The sequence below is a fragment of the Paenibacillus sp. FSL K6-1330 genome (assembly GCF_037976825.1).
Classification (GTDB): Bacteria; Bacillota; Bacilli; order Paenibacillales; family Paenibacillaceae; genus Paenibacillus_AQ.
The window spans coordinates 2,072,278-2,093,189 of the sequence record NZ_CP150269.1 but is presented as its reverse complement, the minus strand read 5'-3'; the positions used below and the strand labels follow the sequence as shown (position 1 = coordinate 2,093,189).

The following is a 20,912-nucleotide window of genomic DNA, read 5'->3' as shown; positions in this document are numbered from 1 at the left end:
ATTACCTACTGTGCTGATTCTAATACCGTTTAATGAACAAAAGGTCGTCAATTAGCCGAAACAATTTCATCGATCTTAATCCAATGCCACTCACCTTCAGACATAGACAATTTGATCTCTCGTCTAAACGTGTGGATCAATACGACAATACCCGTTAACTCAGTATCTAAATACTCATCAAACAACCTTATTGTAACAGCGCGGTGCTCATGAAATGACTTGGCCAGCGCTTGTTCAATCAACTCCATCTCCTGCGGATCCAGCGTTGGCCGATCCTTCCTACCCTCTTCCAGCTGCCGGCGTATGATTATTTCTTTATGTTCCGGAAGCATCATACGACTGGACTCCCAAAGTCCGTTACCCTCCAGCTTTTTTCTTGTTGTCATTTCAATGCCCCCTTTTCTTCAATTTTTAGCCCCAGATACGTGAACGACCTCTGTTCAATCTCTGCCTCGATCAGCCCCCAAAGCATGGACAGCTTGTGATGGTACCCTCTACAGATAAATTCAACCTCGACGCCAAGCCTGGTTCTCCGATCTTCATAAACTTTCAAGCCGTGTTCGCGCATGTTTTTTCGTACCTGAGCCAAATCGGCTAAAGCTGCCTTCTGCAATCGATCGATGATGGCGTTGGTTATCGCGGGCATCTTTAATGCTCCAGCGGACAGGATATCCCGATCATTCTCCACGACATCAAGCAAGAGAGGTAACAAGATAAAATCCTTCACTAATTTTGATTCATCTGGCTTCAGCCCAATACGCGACACACTTCATCACCTCGAAAAGGGAACATTTGTTTGTATTATATGCGAACAATCGTTCTTTTATCAATGTAAATTTAACCCTTATGTAATGACATAACTTACCGCCTGATCAGTATAACCTTGAACGTTATAATTACAGTGAGGTGTTTTTATGTTTATTGATCCGATGTTACTCGCAACAGCTAAAAACCCATTCAGTCATTCAAACTATATATTCGAGCCTAAAATAGACGGGCACAGGCTCTTGTTCTCCCAACAGTCCGGCCGGATACGGCTCTATACTCGTCACGAAACGGAATGTACCCAACAATACCCCGAATTGTTGGTTCCGTTTGATGATGACATCCTTCTGGATGGAGAAGTAGCGTGTGCCGGTCCCGACGGCGTGGACTTTGAGGAAGTCATGATCCGGTTTAAAGCAAGTAAGGACCAGCGCATCAAGCAACTGACCATAGCTTCTCCAGTTACGTTTGTTGTGTTCGACATATTGCAATACAAAGGGCAAGACCTTCGGAAGATGCCACTGCTACAGCGCAAAGAGATCCTTGCCGGCATAAAAATGCCAAATCAGCAATTTGGCGTCATCCCCTTCGTGGAAGGCGCGGGCGAGGCGTTGTTTAATCAGATGGTGAATCGAAAACTTGAAGGGATGGTCGGCAAGCGAAAGAATAGTCTATATGTAAGCAGTCGATCACCAGCCTGGCAGAAGGTTATCAATTGGTCGTATACTGACGTGATTATAACCGGGTACAGGAAAGACGAATTCGGATTACTTGCCGCGGTTCAGAATGAGTCAGGCGAACTCCGGCCTGCTGGAATTGTGGAATACGTAACAAAGGCAACCAGGAAAGAGTTCTATTCAATGAGTCGATCACTTGTAACAGGCGAGGATAAGAAATTTGTTTATTTGAGTCCAACGATCAGGGGGCGGGTGAAATTTAGAAACTGGTTCAAATCGGGGATGTTGCGGACGCCGGTATTAACTGAGCTCATAGGATGATATGAAATAAAAAAATAACCCTGCATGCAATTAAGCTGCAGAGTTATTTCTACCGATACCATCGGATTACACCACGGTGTTTCCGCTGAATATAATTTGTACATTATGCTTATTTACTCGTCAAGATACCTTTATCAGCATACAACTTACTTCTAAGCTTTTTAGCTTCACTGTATCGATCAAATAATACTTCTTGGTATTCATGATCATCAGCTATTAAACGTAGCAACCTATCATTTTCATCGAAATAATAGTTAAACAATACCTTGGTGTCATCATCTAGTAAGCAGCAACACTCAACAGTTAAACCTTCCAGTCCCTTGTGAAACTTAACATACTCATAGTTAGGAAGTTTAGCATTAGCGATCAATTCTGAGGGCATTATTATATGCCCCTCTTCTAAATTGTACAGTGAGTGTATTCCACTCTTCATATTCACTACTCCTTTTTCAATTCGGAATCCAGTATCTTCTGTATAAGAATAAACACATCTTCTGCATGTTGTTTTGCAGCGTCGTACTCCTCTGGTTTCCAAGTATTTCGGTCATGATTTCCTACAAGATCATTTACTCTCTTCTCAATGTATGCAGCTATTAAACCAGTATTACTTTGCACTCTTTTGAGGAGCCAACTATATTTCCCTGTGAATAATTTCGAGTTGCTCAGTTCATTTCCTTCATTAGAGATATTATATTGCAAAATTATTTCAGGGACCATTTCTTTTTTTATCCTGTCATCCAAATCTCTTTTCTTCCGGTACAAGAATTTATCTGGTCGAAGAATCTTAGCACTTGGTTCTCCTTCCTCTTCTCGGCGGATCATTTGTCTTAGAGTTTCATCCGGTAAGTTAGGTAGTAACTCTTTTAATTGATTTAACTTTTGATGTTCTTCATTAATACGTCTCTCTCGTTCTTCTAGTAGTTCTGTTCCAATAAAAATATCCTTCTCAGTAATTCCTATTCCATCTTCAATCACGTCTCCAGTTTGCTTTTCAACCCTAGCTTTGGTTAAACGTTCAAAAGATTCTTCACTGCGATCTAGGTACTTAATGACGTCACTTTTCTTTTTTTCATTTTTGTAGAACTCCCACAACTTATCTAATCCCAATTCTTTATGATGTACCACACAAGCAATATTATCTTCGGGAGAAACAACTTCTTCAGCATCAATTGATCTTAGCACCCTTCCAACAAATTGTTCGTATGGAAGTTGTGATCTAAATGGTCTAAATATAGCCGCTATCGATAAGTATTTATGGTCATAACCTTCTCCGAGTTTTGCTACATGAATTACAACCTGAACCTTATGATTTTCGATTGATTTTAATCTTACTGCTAATTCATCTTTTTTTAACTTACTATGTACTAGGGAAACGTCTAAACCCTGCTGCTCATATAGCTCTTGTATTTGCTCGGCATGCCAAATACTGCAAGCAACGGCAATTATCTTATGCGGTATACCAGTTTTTCTTTTTTCTTCGAGAATCTTAATACTCTCCTCTACAACCTTGATACTACACTCCTTTGAATAGGCGATAGATTTTGTCACCCAATCCTCATCCTTTAAATTCATATCTCGAATTTGTTCAAGGGAATAAACAGTATCATCCTTTTTATTGAGTGTTAGGAAAATTTGATCGGGTATATAGTGAATTCTCTCTAAACTCTTCACAAACCCTTTTGCCATTGCTTTACTTAGTGGATATTTGTAAACAAATTCACCCTCTATTTTTTCACCATCTGTCCTAAATGGGGTACCTGTTAACTTAATGACTTTAGCATCTGAAAAGAATTCCATTGAAGTTTCCCACGTTGGAGCAGTGGAATGATGAGCTTCGTCAATAATTATTACATCAAAAAAATTAGAAGGAACTCTATTTATAAGTGAGCTATCCAATCTCTCTTGTAACTTTTGAATATTAAGTATAACTATGTTGGCTTCTTGTAACTCCCAATCGCTTGTCTTACGATCATATTCAATTACAGAAGGCAAATCTTCATACTTCTCAAAGATATTTCTTGCAAGCCAAAAATTCCTAGGATGTTCAGGGTCGAGGGAGTCTAAAACTGCATCTTTTATAACAAGTTGAGGAGTCACAATTAAAACGCGCCCAAATGAAATGCCAAATGGAAGAATCCCCATTAATCCTGTCTTTCCAACTCCTGTTGGAAGAACAATAATTGAGTGCTCTTTCTTTTTATCGTTTACAAAATGTTTATACACAGCACGATAAGCATCAACCTGTGGTTCTCGTAAACTTTGATTAGAATCAATATTGGGCATCGACTCGATAAAGTAATTTAAATTCATTGTTTACTCCCTTTGTCGTATATTTTAGTATTATAATTCGACAAATAGGTCTAAATACCTTCCTCTTACGGGGATTATTATCATTTAAGGGAAAAGTCACCACCAACATTACAAGGGCCCTCCTGAACAATCGTGCAGAATACATTTTTGGGATTTTTATAATGAGGTAGTTACGTTGTCACGTTGTTACATATTTGTTTTGGTCCAATTATGCGGAATTTTCTTGAGTTGGATATAAGCAACTATAAGGTAAGATACGTGTAAACATGCCAAGGAAGGATCAAGAAGATGGAAGAGATTCAGTTCACCACGTTTAACGCGCATGGAGAATTTTGTTTTTATGTTACAGAGGACCTACTACAAGAATATTTGGATATGTCCGACATGGCAATCAGTATAGAGTTCTTCAAGAATTTTTACACACTGGAACAATCACGGGCACTATTCGATTGGATTAAGAATCGTAATAAAAATAAAGAAAACCCTGCCAGTATTTAAGCGGACAGGGTTTTTGCATACCTTAAATTAATTCAAATAGAAAGCTTTAGATGATATTACTTCCTTAAACAAAAAATCACTATCGGACCATGAAAGCTGAGCACGCCCATAAGTCGCTCCGTTAAAATACTCCATTTTAAAGTCGTATTTTTCACCGGCCTCTAACCAAATTTGGCCTGTTAACTCTCCATCACCTTGGGGAACCCAATGATCAATTATCAACTTATTGTTGATCCACAATCTGGCTCCATCATCTGAATAAATATGAAAGTTATGAGTACCTGTACGTTCTGATTGAATCTTTCCTGTCCATCGTACTGAAAACGTTTCTGGATCGATTAATGGATCTGGAGAACCTAAGTCCCAATCAAAATCTATATTGGAATCTATTCGATCTACCTTTTTATCTGTTAAGTCATCATTGTTGAAATACTCAGCGCGTAATCCGTGTTGTCCCTCTTCTGGGTTGGTTGGAGTACTTACTTCAACATCACCACCAATTGCATATAATTTCCCTTGATTATCTTCAACATAGATTGTTCCATCTGAGGCTATTGCTACACTATATCCATGAGCATTATCATACCAATCCAATGTGTATGACCATATCTCTTGACCATCCGAGTTTATTGCTTTTACATTCTTGCCCTCAACAAAATATATATTATTATTTTTATCAATTAGAGGAGTGGATACTTTACTAGTGGTTTTAAAAACCCACTTTGGATTTCCGAAAGAATCATAAGCGTATAGGTTTTTATCAGGGTGAGGCACATAAATTGAACCGTTTCTTCCGACTATAGGGTCAGCAACATTTTTATTTAAGCTATTTGGTAATTCTTTTTTCCATTTAACACTACCATCAGGATTTATTGCATGTATATATCCCGATGCATCAACAATGTATATTGTTCCATCGCTTCCAATAGCAGGTACAGTTCCAATACCATTACTACCATAGACCTCTATACCATAGTCCCATAATTTGTTGCCGTTCACTGAATTATAGGCGGTTAATAAATTGTAACCTTTCCCACTATATTTGAAGTACAATTTTCCTTCTTTAGATAGAACCATATCACTTTTATAATAACTAGAATTTCCCGTTGACCATTTTACTTTTCCGTCAGGTTTGAAAGCAATCAAAGCACTAGTTGGTCCAACGCCAGCTGTGTACACTGTTCCTTCTCTATCAATAACTGGTTCGTAGAAATAATTTATCTTATTTATAAAACTGTCACTAAATGACATCTTTGTTCCATTGTCACTATTAATGTTTATGAGAGAATAATTATCCTGCATTATAAGATTTTTATCAGCACTTATTACTGGTGAAGTATACAAACTTTGTCCACCCATTAATGTCTTCCACTTCAAGCTCCCATCTGAATTTATAGCATATATTTCACTGGTATCAGCCGAAACATTGCGACTTGTTGTAATTACTGTTCCATCTCTATCAATTACTAAAGGTAATGGATTTACTCCTTTAGTTTGATATGTCCACTTAACAAATGGATTTTTTGTAACTCCAGCATATCGTGAGTTGTGATCCCAATTATAACCTACTGGTTGCATAGCTTCTGTATCATAAGCTCCTTGCTGATATCCTGCCCCCTGAGTAAATGGAACTGATGACGCGTTTGTAACTTCTGCTTGCAGTAACACTGATGCGATTAACCCTGAAGCTAATAGTAAATTAAATCCTTTTTTAATAAATGATTTCAATTAAAATATCTCCTTTCAAAATAAGTATTCTATTATAATATCGGTTTCATTAAATATTAAATGACACTTCATTGAGCTCCTTTTTATGTAACAAGGAGTTCATACTTTTCTAAAAACAAAAAAAGACCCCACCAGCCTAAGCCAGCGAGGTTCTTTTTACCGATGCCATCGGTTTTGTAATTTAATCATAAACCAATTGGGACAATTTGTAAATTACTTCTTGTTTTCCATTCGCATTATGACAATAGCCAATTCTTCACGTGTAATGGGTGAACCAGGGCGTGTTCCATCAAAGTATCCTAGCTTTGTCGCTGCTTCCCACGCAGATACTGCCCAAGGGCTTGCCACATTAATATCGCGGTTTGGATTACTCATAGGTTTACCCTCCTTTTTCTTGAGTCCCAGATATTTCGCGATCCCCGCGACATGACCGGCAATCAATGCATCAATAACATCCTGCCGTTTAAGCTTCACTGCATCATTCGCCACATCGATAAACAGGTTTTCGGTCAAAACTGCCGGCATCTTAGATTCACGGCACATGTGCAGGTTCGCAGCCTTCTGTCCACGATCTCTCACATTATACGGCTTAAGTGCAATCATGATCTCGGAATGCAGCACATTTTGTAGGGACCGTGAGGCAGCTGAAGCATTGGTATACCTGAAGGATTCAAACCCACCAGCGCCACCGCCTGCGTTACAGTGTATGGAAACCAGCAGATCCGCCACGGCTTTGTTGGCCGCATCCGTCCGCTCTTTGAGCTCAAGAAATACATCCGTTGATCGAGAGAGTTCCACCTGTACTCCCTCGTAATCACTTTCCAGCTTCTTCTTCACTCCGAGGGATACCGCTAAGACAATATCCTTTTCCTTAAGGCCATTACCAACAGCTCCCGGGTCCTTCCCGCCATGACCAGCATCAATCCATACCTTCCTCATAACTTAATCCCTTCTTTCGTTTGTTTGATTGCCTGGTGTCCAAATACAGCAAAGGACCCTGCAAGGATTCCCTGAATAATCGCTTCAACCGACCATCCAAGCAGACCGATCGTCAACCAGACAGCAACGATTATCACAATGTATACGATGCTCCAATCCGGAACTTTAGGGGTTCTCTTCAGAACCCAGCCAATAACCCAGCATGCAGCCACAACGATTAGTAGCCGCGGATCAATAAGTTCAAAAATCATTTTCCATTCCATATTTCACACAACCTCTCAAATTTTTATTTATCAGTGCCTTGGGAATCGATCTTTGATGTCTCGAAGTTCTCCGATAATCACGTCATATTTATCACTAAACTTGTCCAACAAATCCTGTAATCTACCCTCTCGTTCCTTGTTGGCTCGCATCACATAAATTAGCAGCCATACAAATAACAAGGCAAATGGTCCTTGTGTTATAAAGTATTTAACGACTTCATTCTCCATCGCCCTTCCCCCTGTATCTCTAATAGAAATAGCCCCTGGACCACCCATAGGCACATAACTATTCTTCATTCTCAGATTTGTCGGACTTCTGTAATTTAGCGAGTGTCTCACCGATATCATGATCAACTGCTTGTAAGATTTCGAGCCACTGGTCCGGATATGCTTGAAGCATAATGTTAATCACTGCGGCAATTTCTTCTACCGGAGTTGTCAGATCGATAAGCAGCTCTACCTTCGTCATCCTTGCCATATGACACCTCCTCTCAGGCAAAATAAAAGAGCCTATTTAGGCTCTAAATTCGACCTGTTCATTTTAAATATCATGGAAAATACTTCCTCATTCTGTTATCATTACCCCTGTAAATTATCTTTAGGGGGAATTGTTTTGTCAGATTTTTTAAAGGTCCTTGGAGTTGTACTAGGTGGTCTGATTGCGGCCGTGGGTTTCTTCTTCCTTGGAACAGAAAATGAATTGATGTACCTGTTAGGAATAGAAGACTCTGCTTGGATTCTATCTGCCATCTGGTGGGTTAGTGGAATCGTTACAGGATCAATTATCTATGCCCTGGGTCTAATTCTTGAAGTGGTGCAGGACATCAAGAAAGACCAAACCAAAGCTGTTCGTATAAACGCCGGTACGACAGAAAATGTATAGTCTGATAATCCGCCTAAACAGGTGGATTATTAATTTGTATCTGCACAACAAAAGGGCCTCATCAGATTTGATGAGACCCTTTATTGATTGTGTATTATTTATTTAACTCTTCAAGTTCAGCGTTAATCTTGTTCAATTCCTGATTTTTTTCAGTTATCTGCTTGTTAACGCTGAAAAGTGAATCTTTTAGTAAGTCTTTAGGTAATCCTTCTTGTAAAAGAGCGTACTGTTCCTCGTCATGTTTTTTCACCTGTTCTAACTTTTCTATTTCCTCCTCTAAGAATTTTTTTTGCTCCAGTAGTAGTGACACTTGTAAGTTGTTTACTTCGTTTCCTTTAGAAGATGAAGACACATCCGAAGAATTATTCGTCATAATTGTGATCGTCTTTGTGTTATTATCCACTTTTAGTTCAGCCCCTATAGAGTCGGAAATGGCTCGAACAGGCGCATTAGTTCTTCCACCAATAACAGCACCTTTGTCCTGAAGCTCCTTACCATTAACGATGACCTTATATTCACCAGTTACTTTCTGTCCAACCATACTCTTAACTTGAGCTGCAACAGCACTGCCGGATGTAGCTACTAGAGCCCCAATTACAATGCCACCTAATAAATATGCCCATTTCTTCATTCTGTGGATACCTCCGTTGGTAGATTTGCCATTATGATACCCTACGGAGTTGAGGTTGGGAAGGTCCCACCCCAATTTTGGTTTTCCGTTCGTCCGTGATTATGGGTTGGAAGTGTGACTGAATGCCTGTGATTGTTATAGGAATTTCTGAGTGAGTCTATTTGTGATCGTAATGATAATAGCTCTGATTGTAGACCACTTATGCTTAAAATACTAAGTCCTGTTACAGATGAGCCATTTGAAAAGTGAACGCTCCCTTGTAAATTAGTAATCCCGCTGCTGGATCCTAAGCGTAGCCCATAATTACCTATCACGTGTAGTTCATAATCAATTGCATAAATCAGCCCTTGTGACTGCCCAGAAGAATTATAATAAGTATGCCCTGAAATATTCGCTGAAGGATTGGTTCCGAGGGTTACACGTCTAGCATTATAACCATCGTAGAAAACAAATCCGTCTGGATCAAGTTCAATGCGCTCTCCATAGGAAGCTGTCCGGATTCGGCTACCTAAGATGTCCCCGCCGGTGATGTTAGTACCGTCAATTGTTGAAGCAGATATCCTTCCTCTAAACTCCCCACTTTGTGCGACCATGTGCCCGCCTGAGCTAACCGTGAACATTCCATTCCCTACATTAATGGACGAACCCACAATGGCCCCATTCATAAAGTTCGACGAGTAGATATTGGCCGAGTTCGCTGTTAACCGATTGGCTACCACATTGCCCTGCATGTCCACCCGAAATGGAGCGCTGCCGAAGTTTGCATGACCTGCAGCAATGCCGTTCGTGTTGATCTGGGTTATGTTATTGCCGCTGCCGATCAGCATGGATACGAAGCTCCCGAGCTGGCCGATAATCGTTTCAGCTACTACTCCGCGGGCAGTAATAGCCGATCTAATGGTTTGCCAGCCATCCGTTGAAATACCTATGCCGGCAGCTGTGAACCTTACTTGATTGTTGAGGTTATTTTTCTCCCTGGCCAGAATACCGCCTTCCGGTGGATAGACCAATTCCGTCTTGGAATTGTTTATGTCCGTGATTGCTTGTTTCGCTGCAGCTTCAAATACCTCTGTCCGGATCTTCCCGCCGGAAAGCAGGTTATCCATCACCTTCCGGGAACGTTCAAGGTCTGCAATCAGGTCGATGTCATCCTTCAGGGCAAAGTTGGCCAGCATGACTTTGCTGTGCTGATCGTTCGAATATGGGTACTCAACCAGCTCCACGATCCGCATCGCTATCCGGTTCATTTCCATCTTCGGATCATACGCTGAAGCAGCGTCCCCCAGGTCTGGTGGGTGTTCCTCCCTATCGATCTTGTGCAGGTCCGCTGCTGTTATCGTGATTTCAAATTCCGGCATTTCCTTTTTCCGCAGCTCCTCCCGTGTGGACTTTAATAGCTCCACGGGATCTTCAATATTCTGCTGGATGTTTTCGCCGTCGAAGTACGGTACCGAATCACTGCCCCAATAATTCACATATGGGGAAAGCAGATAGTTAACCATGATCTTCCCGTTCTGAATGGCCCCCGGTACCGACTGGAGGAGGCTTCGTTCTTCGGCTGTCAGGTTATCTGCAGACATCCCAACCCACGTCCGACCGTCTTTCATATGAGCATACATTCGGGTTACAAGGTTTGTGCTGTCGTCCTTAAACGAATCGGAAATGATGTTCTTCTTCGTCCGGTATTCGTACCGATCATTCTGAGAACCGATCTTCTTATGGATATGAATCACAAAGTTATCTGGTCGGATCTCAGCTTTGTATGTGTTTATTACCTGATTCAGCGCAGCGAGTGCAGTCGTCCGGCCGAAGTCCTTAATATCCCACATATCGAAAGTGTCGTGAATCTGGAATGTAAAGCGGCCGCCGGTCCATGCGCTGATTTTATTTATCAACGTCGAGATGTGGGTCCCGTAAGCCTCATCGATGTACTCGTCATACGGTACCTTGTAATCGTTAAGTTTGAACATCACATGCGTGCAGGTGATTTGTGCCGTCAGCTTCTTCTTATCCCGCTGCCGCTGCCGGGTATTGATCACGTAATATTGCCCGCGCTCATCCCGGACGTGGCCCTTGATCTGGATCTTTTCCAAATAGTCCTCGCTGGTCATAGGCACTAAAAAAGACAGCTCATAATCGCTATTGAGCCGTCTTCGTCGTTCAATGTTATAGGCATCGATCAGCGTGCCGGTACGCTTCAAATTCTTGTCGAATACCTGCAATGTTGGATTAGGCAATGTATCGCCTCCCTAATACAAAAACTTATCGCGGTGAGTAATTCGGAAGAGTATCGTCCGCCCGGTGGCCGGGTCTGTCCAGGTAAGATTATTTCTCCCGAGGTTCAGGTCGAAGAAATCTCCCTTGTACAAATGGGAGACGTTCTCCCCGTTCCGTGTGATCTTGAACTTCTCACTGTCAATCACGATGATGTCACCGGGAACGAACGGCCCAGTAAATTCGATCTCGTCGACATGGTACCGGCTTGCCTTCCCCTGCAGGGATGAAATGCCATGCATGATGGCTCGCTGCAGCCGCTCCCGGACGAAGCCGATGCTTATCCCGCTGTCGGCATCCATCTGAGCAGCAAAGGATATTTCACGAATAAAGTCGGCCGTCATCCCGCCTTCTCCATTCATGTTGGCTTGACCGGTCATCTCGACCGCCGAAGAAGCCATAATCCCTGCGCACCCGATGAGGACAGCCCGGCCAAACACGAACATCGTTACGGGACGATTAAACGGCTGCCTGTTGAATGGTCCTCCGAACATACGCCCCCTCCTCTCCGGTCAAGAATCAACCCTTATAGTCTTTTCCGGTGATTACCTTAAACTCTGCGGCGGAGATGACGCCGAACTGAACGTAAAGCCGAAGTTGAACATCGGACACCCATTTCTTCTCGTAGTAATAGGACAATCTTTCAAAATCACTGTTGAACATTCGATTCTCCTCCTGTTCCATTGGCTAATAATTTCAATTCCAGTGCAGCCAGCATCTGGCCGAGCACTTGGCCTTGCATGTATAGATCAAGAATTGAAATATCCTTCCTGACCAGCTCCGCACCGATTACATTGTTCTGTTGCTTGAGGTCCAGCGTCGAAAGGTCTTGCTTGACCTGCTCCGAGCCGAGGGCGCTTAACGTCATTTTTTGTTCAGCGCTCGCTGTTTTTACCGCGGATAACTCTTCCCCGGAAGAAACTACTGCCTCCTGCAGTTGTGCGTTTTGTTGCTGGATTCCCTCTACTACAACCGTCAATAATTCAATCTCTGTCGGCTCCTGTGGCTGCGGTCGCGTGATCTCCTTGATTTCCTCGGGCGTTAACCCTTCGATCCATAACGTCGGCTGTATTGGTGCTTGATAGATTGGCGGCTCCCCTCGTTCCTCTTCTGGCAACGCGGCCCACTTATCATATTCGGCTTGAAATACGTCTTTTGCGGCGCTTTCCGCGTCTTGATACGCTTCCCAGCCATCAAGATCGAAACGTGGACGATATAAGCCAGGAGTAACCGCGATAGATACAATATATCCGGCGATCTCCGATTCCGGCGTTTCAACCGGCTGCTCGGCTTCTGGTGCTGGCTCCTGCTCTACTTCGTCCGGATCGGCGGGCGGCTGCGGCTCGATGTCCGCATAAAAAGGGACGACACCGTTAAAGGCATCGTCCACAATCGTATCCTCTAAATAAAGGCCATCTATATTTACTTTAGGTACTGCTTTCATGTGCTACCTCCTTTATTGCTCGGCGAGAAACATTATCCCGTCCAAGCTGACCCAAGCATTAGCGTCCCATTGTCCCACGTAGTTGAAGAAAATTTCTCCGTTTTTATACACATCTATCCGAACCGTGCTATTTATGCTCGCATGTGCAGCAAACATTAGCGAAGAATTTGGTCGGAATCCACTAGCCAACTTGAAAAGGATGGATGACACAGCCCCACTTTTGACCAGTCCGGTTAAGTGAACAACCCCTGACGAATCCTTGTAATACCTTACCGGATGATACCCGTCTTGGTACTCAACCCATCCATTGAGTAATGTCGGCGTAATTTGAACGGCGGGGGCGTCTTTGTCGACCTTTTTATTCATCAGCACGGATACAGAAGTCGCATTCTGCTGGACGGCATCCGTCAATTCTTGGAGCATGGCCTTTTCGTTAGCTGCATATGATCCGGTGATAGGCATGACCGGAAACTTGTCAAGCATCAGGTATGTGACGGAATACACAGCAGATGGGTCGTAGTTTGCATCCTTGATTATCTTACGAACCTTGCCGTATGCGTCAATTGGGTCGGTCAACCAACTGTAGTCATCTCTTCCATTTCTAAATATGCTGAGAATCTGAGATACCTTGTTTTTCAGTCGCGAAGACTCTCCTCCAGCCCACCCAGCATTAATTTGATGCTGGCTATATGGATCAGCTACGGGTTTCACGCTCTCCCGAACTACAATCCCCGTCCCAACTTCGATCAGGTTATCACCCTCGTTAAACGTCAGCATACCTTCGGAAACGATAGGCTCGACCGTTGGCGTTGCGAGTTGATATACGAGTTGGTAAGGCGTCCAATCTACTGCCAGAGTCGTGGGCAGAGTTCCAGTGTAGTATGTCGGTGTTCCCCAACCAGGGATGCTATTCCATACTTTTGTACCTGTCCCGTTATAGGGCTCTCCGGCCTGCCCCGCATCATCGTTATACATTCGCCAACCCATAAAATACGCCTTAATCTCGTCGGCTGTCGGCGTGTAGTTGTCTCCCCATCCGCTGTCTGAATTTTTGACATTCAAGAATAGACCTGAACTGTTAAGTGCGGCTGAGTCGGGTATTGAGTAAGTATCAACGTTATTCTTGAGAACAGAACCGTCGAATTTAACAACAGTATTACTTGAAGTTACACCACCAGAAATACTTAAAAATAAACGCTTTGATCCAGTTTGCGCATCAAAAAGCGTCCAGTTCAATGACCCATTCAGTGTAACTTTCTTCCACTTCGCTAGCTTGAAGTACTGCCCGTCCTTCTCGAACACTTCGTCAGCATTCGCCCCTGTCAGCGGATCGGCGTATAAGTCCGTTTGCAACGCGAGCATGGAGTCTTCGCGCGGTTTGAATGATTTGGCTGTACGACCTACGTTTAGCATCGGATTGATAATAGTATCCACGGTATCAGCTAAACCGCTAACATATATAACTAGTTGTGTTACATTACCGCTATTGAACGTTCTTGCTCCCTGTCCGTAATTAAGGAGTATAGTCTGTTCGTCAGCTGAAAAAACGGCTAACTTGCCCTTACCATTTAAAGTTGAAAAGGAGAGAGTATAGTCCGTTTGTGGGAGTACAGTAACTGGAAGACGTGTCCAGGCATTCGTAGACTCAGCTGTTTGTACATACGTATAAGGCCCGATAATGTCGGACTCCTTAGTCTTGAAGCTGGCTTCATAAAATGGCGGCAACAGATTCTCCCCGTACCGAATCGCATACGGATTTCGTACAGGCTGAACGCTATCGACGTATGGGTATTTGGCGGCGATTTGCTCAGGGGTCATTCCGCTAAGTGCTGTATATTCCGCCGCCGTTATCTCATAGATGCGGTATCCATCGAAATAGGCAGACTGTCCGGAACTACCGCTAACCATTGCATGTAGGGACGATGTTGTCGCGTTAGTCATGTCATTAGGACTAATTAAAATACACGACGGGGAAAATCTATCCTTTGTACTTACCGGGTTACCGTTCTTATTCGTTACTCCGCCGATGGATACCATCGCAGATCCGCCGGACGAGTTTATATTCTTTACATCCACCAGTACCACGTAATATTTAGACTTATCTAGCGTTAGAGGAATCCATGTAGACCCGCCCCATGCTTCATGACCTGCCGATTCCACCTTTAGGGACTTTGATCCGTAGAGGTAATTAACAGAGTCTAACGATATATAGGCCCCATTCTGCATCCAGTTACCTATGACTTCAAAACCGCCATCCCGCCCCAACAAGTTAACCAACGTACGCCCCTTAATCCCACTCAACGAAAAAGCCGCACGCCGTTGTGCGTTAAGGATCTGCATCCCGGCGTTAAGTACGACGCCCTGACGCTGTACGGTGTCGAGGCGGTCCCTGGCTGCAGTCAGTCCAGTTGAAAGCTCGCTGATGTTGCCGATAGCTGCATCGTGGTCATAGGCGGTAAAGTAACGTGCGACTTTTGTTCCCACTGCCCAGCTCTGTGCGGTGCCTTGAAATCCCCGCGTGATCCCCGTCATTTCATCTCCTGTCTTATCGGTATACAGGATTGTTTCGGCAGCTTCGTCCGTGCCGATCGTGAGCAAGTTTGGGCCATCCGGAAGAACTGATCCATCTGCGACCTGGATTGTATCTTGTGCCGCATCGATCGCGGCGGCCAACTCCGTCCCCGGGCTATTTACTTGTGCCGGATACATGGTTTTCATTTCAAATCCTCCTTACGCCAGTGTGCATACAATTTGCCCGGTCAGCATTTTAAAGATGTCATTGGACAGGATACTGCGCGGGGTTTCTAGCGCGCCAAAGTACAGCAGATTCCCTCCGGTGGCGGCGTCCCGGATCCCTATATGCGATACTTGCCCCCAGTCCGCTGTAGCCGTCGGCATGACAACGTCAGCACTGTTTTTAATCGTTTGTTTTGATACTGTGACCTGTTGCCCTGTCGTCGGGTGATAAATAGTGTAATTCTCGATGGTTGGTGCGCCAAACGTCACTTCCTGACGGACATACCCGCCGCCGGTTACCTCCTGCCCCGTGTCGGCCCCCGTTGGGTTACTGATATACAGTGCCAAGTAAAGCTTCGTTGGCCGGGTATAGGCTGCATTCCGGAACACCTGATTCAGCAATGCCGCGGCCAAATAATTGGACATGTTCATCAATCAATCATCCTTCCATGAGATATTCGTTACGAATTTTGAAGCTCTGCAGCGTGGTCGTTCCGACATTGGTGAGTACGATAACTGGACTGGCCCGCTCATCACCAAGAGATTGGACGGATACCACTTGCGGTGACCGTGTGATATTCAATTCTGTAATCTTCTCGTCACTCTCGGGAAATGGGTCGTACATCTTGAGCGGTATATCGATCACTCGGTTTCCGGTCGATTCGTCCCAACTCATCGTACTGCGGTACTGAGCAAAATAGTGTTTGCCAGGGCGGTCTGAAAACACTAGATCCAGAACGCCGCGTCGGGTGTTAAATTGGCGCATAAGCAAGGAAACAGTTGTGTCATAATCGCTGGTAATAAAAAAGCCCAGGCCAACTGGCCGGGCTCCATACGTACTTCCAAAATCAATTTCTCCGTCCCGCTCGGCGATCTGCACGGTATTCTCCGTCGCTTCTGGCAAACCGGGTATGTTCCGGTAAACCAGCACTGCGCCTGTTCCCGAAATCCATTCTCCATTTACAGACACGTCCATTTACTTCCCACCTCCTGTTGTCGCCAGTCGCCGGAAAGTCCGCTCACGCTCGGAATAAAGGATCTCGGCATCCGTTGGATCCTGAACATCCACATGTTCGATTGACATGTCGATATGATTAACCATCTGCATGACCACCGGATCCGTTTTGCTTGCCGTAGGCGCCGCCACTTGCCCGCTGACCAACTTCCAAAGCGTGTTTTGCTGTGCTGGGTTCAAATACATCTCGCCAGCGTGGGCGATTACCGGTACTGCTTCCCCAGGGCTTCCCTGGACGACTCCCCCGTCTTTGAAGGCTTGCATCTTGCCAGTATCCTTTTCAACGCCGTACAGTCTTCGCAATTCTTCATTTCGAGCTGTGAGCCTTGCCATCTCAGCAGTGTCTCCCCGTGCCTTAGCAGCAGCCCAAGCATCCTTGTTCGCGTTATACTCCTGCAGGTCCAAATTAGCGCCACCTGAAGGATCCGACACTTTAGCGATGTTGGACAATTTCGCATTATACACTGAAACGAATTGATCCAGATCGCTTAAGATTTGTTGATTGGCCGTTTCATTGGCGCCGATCCTGAAATCCTTGATTGCATTCTCGATGAACTGGATATCATCTTTGTGGCTCTCAAAAGCATCCTTCAAGGCGTTGTAACGGGCTTCGGTATCCCGTCTCTCTTCAGCATACGCCTTCTCTTTTTCATCCTTTTCATCAACCAGTTTCTGCTTCTGGTCTTCCAAATCGCGCTTGCGGAGTTCCCGGCTGCGCTCGAGCTGCATTCGCTCGATCTCCTCCGTAATGTCGGCCAGTGCCTTTTTGCCTTCCGGAGAGACGGCAGTGCTCAATTCTTCCTGACGTGCAAGCTTTTTCGCGAGCTGGGTTTCATAATCCTCATCAACGTTCAATTCCTGCTCTTTCGCGATCAGATCGTCAATAGCTTTGATCTTCTCGTTCTGCGCATCAACATATGCCTTCTTCCGGGCTTCAATCCCGTCTAGTTCAGCCTTAAGGGACTCATCCAGTTTCTTTTTCTGAGCATTGAAGAAGTCACCAGTCTCTTTCTTCATATCCTGGATCAATGACTTGCGGGCGCGGTATACTTCTTCATCCGCTCGCTTATATTCATCCGAATCTTTATGGTACCGATCCCGGACCCGTGTCCATGCGGTCAGCTTCATCTGTGTGATTTCATTTTCCGTTTTGTCGGCTTCCTCCATGCGGCGCTCTTCCTTTGCAATCCATTCCTCTGAATCAGCAAATTGGGATTTCAATAATTGCTTACGAGCGCGGTATACCTCCTCATCAGCCTTCTTGTACTCTTCACTATCTTTGTGATATCGATCTCGTACTCGAGTCCAGCTGTCTATTTTCATCTGGGCGATTTGGGTTTCGCTCTTATAGGAGTCCTGCATCCGGCGTTCTTCTTTACTGATCCATTCAGATGATGCAGCATACTGAGCTTTATTCAGTTCTTCGCGAGCTCGAATCAGTTCCTCATCCGCATCCTTGTAATACTCGCTGTCTTTTTTGTAGCGATCGCGAACTTTCGTCCACATTTCCACCTTCATCTGCGCTATTTGGGTTTCACTTTTATACGACTCTTCCATCTTCCGTTCTTGGCGATCAATCCAAGTAGCAGACGCTTCGTAAATCGACTTGGCACTATCCTCTTGCAGACGCTTCATCTGCAGATTCAATTCCCGCTGATCCGCTATAGTTTCTTTGAGGTGTTGTTTGTGATTAGCCTGTATCTTCTTCAAAGCTTTCAATTGTTGCTCAGGTGTCTGGTCATAATACTCCGCGTTATAACGGGCCGTTGCCATGTCAGCGTCATAAGCAGCCTGGCGTTGTTCCTTGGCAAGTTCAGCTGCAGACTTGCCCTTTTTCTCTTTCTTTTTTTTCTTTTTCTTTTTCTTTTTCTCATCATCATCGGCCCCACCACCAAGATCACGCGGTTTGTATGCAAAAGCGTCGAGATTGCCGCTTGTGAGGTTATCAAGGGCTCTATCCGCTTCCAGTTCCGCCGCAGCGAATCTGTTTTGCTCCTCTGCCATCTTGGCTGCAGCCGCATTAGCTTGAGCTTGAACACCAGCGCTAACGATGCCGCCAACCATTCCACCAACGCGCGCCAAAGATCCTTTACCTTCGGTCATTCCAATATCCAACGCCTTGCCAGAAATCGAAGCCATCACACGTGCCAAGGCTTGGTAGTTCTTGATTTGGGCTTCCACAGCTGCTTTTTGTGCTTTGGTTGTTTCCTTAAGGTTGGTAATCTGAGCCTTAGCAGACTCGACCGAAGCCGTGATCATGTTCCTCTCAACACTGATCTGATCTTCAACGTAACCAATGTTTTCGATCCGAAGTCGCCCTTCCTTGTCCATATGCGCCTGCAGGCCAGGATATTGTTTCGCGAGTGTGTTGGTGACCGTAACTAGTTCTTGCTTCTGAGCCTCATCCAGCTTTTGAACGGAATTGAGCTCTTTGTAGCGTTTCAGCGTTTTCTCCATTTCGAGAATCTTGCTATTCTTCGCAGCAACGTCTTGCAACTCCGCTTTGGCCATATCAATCAATGCAGGCGTCGACTTTTCAACCTCTTCTCTCATATTTTTAAGAGCAGTACCAGCCTCTTCTGCATTGCTGAAATCCATCTCTTTCAGTTGCTTATTAAGCTTCTCGAACTCATCCACCGTTTTCTTGACTTCCAGAGGTGCAAAACCGGTACCATGCTCGATGTAGGATCCATGTTTGCTGCGCATCCCTTCAAGCGTCTCTTCTAATTCCTTACGCCTTTCGAGTATTTCGTTCAAGGTCTCAATATCGCCCTGAAGCTTTTTGACATCCTCGGCCGTCCGGTTGGCTGGTGACTGGGAGAGTTTTTGATTCAACTGTTCCTGATTAGCGGCAAACTTCATAACGGATTCGGATGCAGCATCTGCAGCAAGCTTGTATGCCCCCACTCCGGCAGCAACCAAGGACAATGCAGTTATGGCCCACCCAATTGGCCCCATGGCTAAATTCATAGCCCGTAGTGCTGCTGTTACAGCTACAATGCTTACAACCAAGGTACCCAAGACGGTAATCAATCCAAGCACGGCAATGCTCCCGGCGGCCAATCCAGCTACAACTTCTTTATTCGCTTCTGCCCACAGGACAAAGTCCTTGATCATCGGTGTAATTCGCTGCATGATCTCACCCAAGACAGGCAAGAAAGCTTCTCCTAATTCCACTCGAGCCATTTCTATGGTTTGGTTAAATGTTGCCTGCGTGCCGGTGTATCCTGTCATGGCAGAATCAGCATTCCCTGCAAACATTGCAGACTCTGCCATGATTCCGTTATACGCAGCCTGAAGCTTTTGGGCCTCAGTCAGTTTAGCCGCTGTTGTACCAATCGTCTTAGCATACCGTTTGTACATGACGGATAGGTTTGTCGTAATGCCGGCTGCATCTGTCAGATTGGAGTTGCCCCCCTTGACTCCTCGCGCTACTTGTTTGATTGCCTCTTCCCAACTCAGATGTGCTTCTCGGTTGTAGACTGCGGCATCTGCTGTTGCAATCATGATTTCCCTCGTCTGTTCCAAGGTAAGTCCGGCAGAGAGATAGGTTTTTACCGTATCATTCATGGCCGTCTTGCTGAGCCCCCAACGATCCGATAGTTCCTCAGCAAGTCCGATTGTTTTTTCCGTGTTGACATGTAATGCCTTGGAAACCTCGGTAAGCCCCTGATATGAATCTGCAAGCTCTCTTGCTTCCTTTGCCAGTGTAGTAAAAGTTTGAATGAGCTGCCTGGTCGCCATACCGGCACCAAGAGCTGTCAGCCCTGAAGCGAGACCATCAATCCCCTTCTTGGTGTTTTGCACCTCGGCATTCGCTTGCTTCAGCTCCTGCTCGATCTTATCAATATGTTTAGCGTCCAAACCGATCATTCGAAGCTGTTCTCGCACCTGCCGTAATTGTTCCTCCAGCAGTTCTGGATTCGCGTTTTGAATTGATTTATTGATCTTGTCGATCTGGCCCGAGCTCAAGCCGATCTCTTTTAAAGAATTGTTCAGCGCTTTAAAACCACTACCGGCTTTCTGCGCCTTATCCTCCAGTTCCCAAATTTTTTGAGCAGTCTGGTCCGACGTTTGTGTCAGCCTCATTAACGCAGCTTCAGTATTCAGGATTTGTTCCTGCAGCTTACTCTTCTTCTGGTCATTAAATGCGTTCTCATAAGATTGCTTCAACTCACTGAGCTTTTTTCGCTGGATCTCAATCTTGGCGTTAACGTTATCCAGAACAGATGTGAGCTGGGCGATTTTATCTTTAGAAGCCCCGATCTTATCAAATGCTGTGTCCATGCTTTTGATATCACTCGCCGTTTTCTTCCCTTGATCACCAAGCCCTGAAATTTCTTGTTTAACAGCTTTAATTTCCGCTTTAAGACCTTGCGCTTCAGCAGTCATCCGAGCACGCAATTCACCAATCTCCACAGCCATAAT

Annotated in this window: 20 protein-coding genes; 2 read left to right on the top strand and 18 right to left on the bottom strand. The window is 44.7% G+C overall.

All coding sequences use genetic code 11. The annotated features are described in order from the left end of the window. Window positions 1-47: 47 nt before the first annotated feature. Window positions 48-386, bottom strand: a complete 339-nt coding sequence (locus NYE54_RS09405; RefSeq protein WP_339271775.1) for a YolD-like family protein — start codon at window positions 384-386, stop codon at window positions 48-50. Next, entirely contained in the window at window positions 383-766 is a 384-nt protein-coding gene (locus tag NYE54_RS09400; protein ID WP_339271774.1) for a hypothetical protein, read from the bottom strand. The genes NYE54_RS09405 and NYE54_RS09400 overlap by 4 nt, the downstream gene beginning before the upstream one ends. 148 nt (window positions 767-914) lie before the next feature. Between NYE54_RS09400 and NYE54_RS09395 the strand changes: the two genes are divergently transcribed. Further along, complete coding sequence (locus tag NYE54_RS09395) at window positions 915-1,763, top strand: ATP-dependent DNA ligase (protein WP_339271772.1); 849 nt, start codon at window positions 915-917, stop codon at window positions 1,761-1,763. Window positions 1,764-1,872: 109 nt separating this feature from the next. On the opposite strand, the gene NYE54_RS09390 is transcribed toward NYE54_RS09395, so the two are convergent. From NYE54_RS09390 to NYE54_RS09360, 7 genes are all read right to left on the bottom strand, one after another. Beyond that, complete coding sequence (locus NYE54_RS09390; protein ID WP_339271770.1) at window positions 1,873-2,196, bottom strand: hypothetical protein; 324 nt, start codon at window positions 2,194-2,196, stop codon at window positions 1,873-1,875. A 5-nt stretch (window positions 2,197-2,201) separates the two neighbouring features. Next, window positions 2,202-4,073 (bottom strand): DEAD/DEAH box helicase family protein, encoded by a 1,872-nt coding sequence (locus NYE54_RS09385; protein WP_063477881.1) that lies wholly within the window; start codon window positions 4,071-4,073, stop codon window positions 2,202-2,204. Between the two features lie 525 nt (window positions 4,074-4,598). Then, window positions 4,599-6,299 (bottom strand): PA14 domain-containing protein, encoded by a 1,701-nt coding sequence (locus NYE54_RS09380; protein ID WP_339271768.1) that lies wholly within the window; start codon window positions 6,297-6,299, stop codon window positions 4,599-4,601. Window positions 6,300-6,512: 213 nt separating this feature from the next. After that, complete coding sequence (locus tag NYE54_RS09375) at window positions 6,513-7,238, bottom strand: N-acetylmuramoyl-L-alanine amidase (RefSeq protein ID WP_339271766.1); 726 nt, start codon at window positions 7,236-7,238, stop codon at window positions 6,513-6,515. Then, window positions 7,235-7,501: a phage holin family protein gene (locus tag NYE54_RS09370; RefSeq protein WP_339271764.1), complete on the bottom strand. Its 267-nt coding sequence runs from the start codon at window positions 7,499-7,501 to the stop codon at window positions 7,235-7,237. The genes NYE54_RS09375 and NYE54_RS09370 overlap by 4 nt, the downstream gene beginning before the upstream one ends. A 30-nt stretch (window positions 7,502-7,531) precedes the next feature. After that, window positions 7,532-7,729 (bottom strand): BhlA/UviB family holin-like peptide, encoded by a 198-nt coding sequence (locus NYE54_RS09365; protein WP_339271762.1) that lies wholly within the window; start codon window positions 7,727-7,729, stop codon window positions 7,532-7,534. A 58-nt stretch (window positions 7,730-7,787) separates the two neighbouring features. Continuing rightward, on the bottom strand, window positions 7,788-7,979 hold the full coding sequence (locus NYE54_RS09360) for a hypothetical protein (RefSeq protein WP_339271761.1): 192 nt from the start codon (window positions 7,977-7,979) through the stop codon (window positions 7,788-7,790). Window positions 7,980-8,114: 135 nt separating this feature from the next. Here NYE54_RS09360 and NYE54_RS09355 point away from each other — a divergent pair, with 135 nt between their 5' ends. Continuing rightward, window positions 8,115-8,384, top strand: a complete 270-nt coding sequence (locus NYE54_RS09355; protein ID WP_339271760.1) for a hypothetical protein — start codon at window positions 8,115-8,117, stop codon at window positions 8,382-8,384. Window positions 8,385-8,478: 94 nt separating this feature from the next. On the opposite strand, the gene NYE54_RS09350 is transcribed toward NYE54_RS09355, so the two are convergent. The 9 genes from NYE54_RS09350 to NYE54_RS09310 are packed head-to-tail and all read right to left on the bottom strand — an operon-like array spanning window position 8,479 to window position 20,909. Beyond that, window positions 8,479-9,015 (bottom strand): stalk domain-containing protein, encoded by a 537-nt coding sequence (locus tag NYE54_RS09350; protein WP_339271759.1) that lies wholly within the window; start codon window positions 9,013-9,015, stop codon window positions 8,479-8,481. A gap of 41 nt (window positions 9,016-9,056) precedes the next feature. Then, window positions 9,057-11,252 (bottom strand): prophage endopeptidase tail family protein, encoded by a 2,196-nt coding sequence (locus NYE54_RS09345; protein ID WP_339271757.1) that lies wholly within the window; start codon window positions 11,250-11,252, stop codon window positions 9,057-9,059. Between the two features lie 12 nt (window positions 11,253-11,264). After that, window positions 11,265-11,783, bottom strand: a complete 519-nt coding sequence (locus NYE54_RS09340; protein WP_339271755.1) for a hypothetical protein — start codon at window positions 11,781-11,783, stop codon at window positions 11,265-11,267. 25 nt (window positions 11,784-11,808) lie between these two features. After that, on the bottom strand, window positions 11,809-11,952 hold the full coding sequence (locus tag NYE54_RS09335; protein WP_081742834.1) for an XkdX family protein: 144 nt from the start codon (window positions 11,950-11,952) through the stop codon (window positions 11,809-11,811). After that, on the bottom strand, window positions 11,939-12,733 hold the full coding sequence (locus NYE54_RS09330; RefSeq protein ID WP_339271753.1) for a hypothetical protein: 795 nt from the start codon (window positions 12,731-12,733) through the stop codon (window positions 11,939-11,941). The genes NYE54_RS09335 and NYE54_RS09330 overlap by 14 nt, the downstream gene beginning before the upstream one ends. Before the next feature lie 12 nt (window positions 12,734-12,745). After that, window positions 12,746-15,451, bottom strand: coding sequence for a hypothetical protein (locus NYE54_RS09325; RefSeq protein ID WP_339271752.1), 2,706 nt, complete (start codon window positions 15,449-15,451; stop codon window positions 12,746-12,748). 12 nt (window positions 15,452-15,463) lie between these two features. Beyond that, window positions 15,464-15,901 carry a hypothetical protein gene (locus NYE54_RS09320; protein WP_339271750.1) on the bottom strand — a complete coding sequence of 146 codons (438 nt, stop codon included), beginning with the start codon at window positions 15,899-15,901 and terminating at the stop codon, window positions 15,464-15,466. Between the two features lie 7 nt (window positions 15,902-15,908). Further along, on the bottom strand, window positions 15,909-16,445 hold the full coding sequence (locus NYE54_RS09315; RefSeq protein ID WP_339271748.1) for a phage tail domain-containing protein: 537 nt from the start codon (window positions 16,443-16,445) through the stop codon (window positions 15,909-15,911). Beyond that, window positions 16,446-20,909, bottom strand: coding sequence for a hypothetical protein (locus NYE54_RS09310; RefSeq protein ID WP_339271746.1), 4,464 nt, complete (start codon window positions 20,907-20,909; stop codon window positions 16,446-16,448). Between the last annotated feature and the right edge of the window lie 3 nt (window positions 20,910-20,912).

Coding starts and splice junctions, on each gene's coding strand:
- NYE54_RS09405 (WP_339271775.1), bottom strand. CDS start 386: ATGACAACAAGAAAAAAGCTGGAGGGTAACGGACTTTGGGAGTCCAGT.
- NYE54_RS09395 (WP_339271772.1), top strand. CDS start 915: ATGTTTATTGATCCGATGTTACTCGCAACAGCTAAAAACCCATTCAGT.
- NYE54_RS09390 (WP_339271770.1), bottom strand. CDS start 2,196: ATGAAGAGTGGAATACACTCACTGTACAATTTAGAAGAGGGGCATATA.
- NYE54_RS09385 (WP_063477881.1), bottom strand. CDS start 4,073: ATGAATTTAAATTACTTTATCGAGTCGATGCCCAATATTGATTCTAAT.
- NYE54_RS09375 (WP_339271766.1), bottom strand. CDS start 7,238: ATGAGGAAGGTATGGATTGATGCTGGTCATGGCGGGAAGGACCCGGGA.
- NYE54_RS09370 (WP_339271764.1), bottom strand. CDS start 7,501: ATGGAATGGAAAATGATTTTTGAACTTATTGATCCGCGGCTACTAATC.
- NYE54_RS09365 (WP_339271762.1), bottom strand. CDS start 7,729: ATGGAGAATGAAGTCGTTAAATACTTTATAACACAAGGACCATTTGCC.
- NYE54_RS09360 (WP_339271761.1), bottom strand. CDS start 7,979: ATGGCAAGGATGACGAAGGTAGAGCTGCTTATCGATCTGACAACTCCG.
- NYE54_RS09350 (WP_339271759.1), bottom strand. CDS start 9,015: ATGAAGAAATGGGCATATTTATTAGGTGGCATTGTAATTGGGGCTCTA.
- NYE54_RS09340 (WP_339271755.1), bottom strand. CDS start 11,783: ATGTTCGGAGGACCATTCAACAGGCAGCCGTTTAATCGTCCCGTAACG.
- NYE54_RS09335 (WP_081742834.1), bottom strand. CDS start 11,952: ATGTTCAACAGTGATTTTGAAAGATTGTCCTATTACTACGAGAAGAAA.
- NYE54_RS09330 (WP_339271753.1), bottom strand. CDS start 12,733: ATGAAAGCAGTACCTAAAGTAAATATAGATGGCCTTTATTTAGAGGAT.
- NYE54_RS09325 (WP_339271752.1), bottom strand. CDS start 15,451: ATGAAAACCATGTATCCGGCACAAGTAAATAGCCCGGGGACGGAGTTG.
- NYE54_RS09320 (WP_339271750.1), bottom strand. CDS start 15,901: ATGAACATGTCCAATTATTTGGCCGCGGCATTGCTGAATCAGGTGTTC.
- NYE54_RS09315 (WP_339271748.1), bottom strand. CDS start 16,445: ATGGACGTGTCTGTAAATGGAGAATGGATTTCGGGAACAGGCGCAGTG.
- NYE54_RS09310 (WP_339271746.1), bottom strand. CDS start 20,909: ATGGCTGTGGAGATTGGTGAATTGCGTGCTCGGATGACTGCTGAAGCG.